We start from the raw sequence: 2821 nt of genomic DNA on the forward strand, positions 1-2821 counted from the left end.
TCCCTATCCTTGAAGGATTAAATGAATTAAATATAAAATTTTAAATCTAACACCCGCTTCAACCTGACATTGCCTTTACGGCAATGCAGGTTAAGCGAATGTTAGACGGATGCCTTGCGGCACAATAAACTGTAACTTTGAAAAATAGGGTGTATTTTTTATAAATTAAGGTTTAAAACATTGTTCTTTTAGCTTTATATGTTTGTTAATCAAAAGGAGTAATATGATGGATAATGATATTGTTTATAAAAGCTATTTAAATGATGAAGAATTTATTGAGTGGAAAACACGATTTGAAAATATTTTATTACTTAATCAATTAAGATATGACAAAAATAAACAAATAGTATCTGAAAGACAAATAATCGATTCAAAAATGCTCGGTACATTATGCATGGATGAATTTATCCCGGGAGAAATATGGAAAATTTATCCCTATAACAAAGATTATTCTATAAGTAGTTTTGGACGAGTAAAATATAAAGAGAGGATGGTTCCTCAAAAAGATGAGGAAGGAAAAATTGGATGGCTTAAGTTAGATGGCGCTAATTTTGATAATAAATTATTGCACTATTATACATATCAATTAACGGCTTGGACATTCTTAATACGACCTGATACAGGTGAGTACCATATTCATCATATTACTAATAATGGTTATGATAATAGTATTGGAAATTTAATTTATTTATCTAAAACACAGCACGGGGAAATTCATAGAATTGAAAATAAATATAAAAAGTTATAATCTTTATAAAAAAGCATCTAACACCCGCTTCAACCTGACATTGCCTTTACGGCAATGCAGGTTAAGCGAATGTTAGCCTGACACCTTCGGTGCAATAAGAGGGAATAAAATGAATAATGAAATTGAATGGTTAGTTGGCGTAGATCATGATGAGTCAACAACCACCACCAAAGGTGGTGGCTTGAAAAGAACCGCTCAAAGCGGTTTAGCCTAGCCTACGGCTACAGGCCTAATTGTTCCTGCAATTCGTCTTGTCGAAGATCGTCTTTCTCCTGTTCACGGATATACTTCTGTATGACTTCTTCATCAAGTCCCACCGTCGAAACAAAATACCCTCGTGCCCACATATGCTGCCCCGTAAAGTATCTTTGTCGTTCTCCATACCGCCTTGCTATATACAGGGCACTTTTTCCCTTTATGTATCCCACCACCTGTGCAACAGAATATTTCGGCGGGATCTCGATTAATATATGTATGTGATCGTTCACCATATGGCCTTCCAAAATTTTACTCTCCTTTTGTCCTGCCAAACGATGCAATTCTTCTCCTAATTCTTTTCTTATCGCTCCATACAATTTTTTCTTCCGATACTTCGGTATAAATACTATATGATATTTACACTCCCATTTCGTATGCGATAAACTTTTATTGTCCATAGTTTCCTCCGTGTGTAACTTTGAGCGGTTCACACCTTGGATTCTATGGACTTTTTCCCTCTCCTCCTATTGCCGGATCTGCCCAGCTTTTCCTGTCCACCGCCAAAGGCGGTGGTTTACTACAGATTAATTATTAAAACTACGTTTTGATAGATTCAGAAGTATTGAATTGTCAAAAACGTTATTACAAGAAAAATGTAGTAAAACAAATATTCAATTAACCGATGCGGTAATAAATGAAAAAGCAAAAGGTTTATCATCGGCAATTGATTCAGCATTAAATTACTGGGATATCAAAGGTCAAAGTTTAAATGCTCGAATTCTATCCCGCTATTACTCATTATTACAATTGACAATTGCTGAAGAGGTATCCGCAATAACTAATAATAATGGTCTTAAAGAAATTCAAAAACACACGGAACAAGGACACGGGTTAACTACTTTCTCTCAAGATTACAATGATAACATTCTTAACAATTACTATTGCTATATTCGACATGATGGACATTTCTATCATTATTTGAAACACTTGAATATCAGTAATCTAGAGACAATTACTCATATTAAAAAAATAGATAAGGTTGATGATGAATCACGTTTTCATTTAGTATCATTAGCAGATTTATTTCGTAGAATTCCAGAATTAAATACAGTACTTGAAGAATATACCGGAGAAGTTCCACTTTCTTTACATTTTGGATATGATTCATCAAGTAATTATGCTGTTGAAGAAAAATTGCGCGAAGAGTATACAAAAAAAACAGGGACATTTATTATAGATGTTCCAAAAAGAGAAACTTCAAAAATTACAACATATGTTAAAATATATACATCTTCGCAAAAAATGAATATAGAGTACCTTAAAAAAATAGATACACCATTTGATAATTTTAAATTAATCAAAAAAAATAAGGATGAAGAAGGTTATATATCATGTAGTTTTATACATGATAATACTGGAATCTGGTGGGATCATATACCACACTATAAGTCCAGTTATTCAGCAACAACTTATATAGTACCGTTATTAAAAGAAGTAAATGACCCAATAGCTATTAATTATATGCTTCTGTATACTTTAAGCATAATTGTAAGATATTTACCTGATATGTGGTACGAAATTGTTCAAGGGAAATATGCAAATATTGGAAGATTAATAGATTATTATATATCAATATATGACCATGTTATTCCGCATCAAATGCTTGAAAGAATTACTGGAAAGAAGCTACATCTTAGTTTTCCTGGTGGCTTTGATTCTCCAGTATAAGGCTAACACCCGCTTCAACCTGACATTGCGTACAAGCCGCAATGCAGGTTAAGCGAATGTTATACGCACAGCCCTCTGGGCTGGAAGGATATATAAATGAAAAAGAAATTACAAATATTTGTATCATCGACTTATATTGATTTAAAA

3 protein-coding genes are annotated in these 2821 nt (G+C 32.9%); 2 read left to right on the forward strand and 1 reads right to left on the reverse strand.

All coding sequences use genetic code 11. The features are described 5' to 3' along the window. The first annotated feature begins 226 nt into the window (after positions 1-226). Positions 227-748 carry a hypothetical protein gene (locus tag JSQ97_RS12640; protein ID WP_205076374.1) on the forward strand — a complete coding sequence of 174 codons (522 nt, stop codon included), beginning with the start codon at positions 227-229 and terminating at the stop codon, positions 746-748. A 221-nt stretch (positions 749-969) separates the two neighbouring features. Here JSQ97_RS12640 and tnpA read toward each other — a convergent pair whose 3' ends face one another. Beyond that, positions 970-1404: an IS200/IS605 family transposase gene (tnpA, locus tag JSQ97_RS12645; RefSeq protein ID WP_205076375.1), complete on the reverse strand. Its 435-nt coding sequence runs from the start codon at positions 1402-1404 to the stop codon at positions 970-972. A gap of 163 nt (positions 1405-1567) precedes the next feature. Between tnpA and JSQ97_RS12650 the strand changes: the two genes are divergently transcribed. Then, entirely contained in the window at positions 1568-2674 is a 1107-nt protein-coding gene (locus JSQ97_RS12650; RefSeq protein ID WP_486389583.1) for a YaaC family protein, read from the forward strand. The last annotated feature ends 147 nt before the right edge of the window (positions 2675-2821 follow it).

Origin of the sequence: Treponema sp. Marseille-Q4523, assembly GCF_016901105.1 — a bacterium.
GTDB lineage: Bacteria > Spirochaetota > Spirochaetia > Treponematales > Treponemataceae > Treponema_D.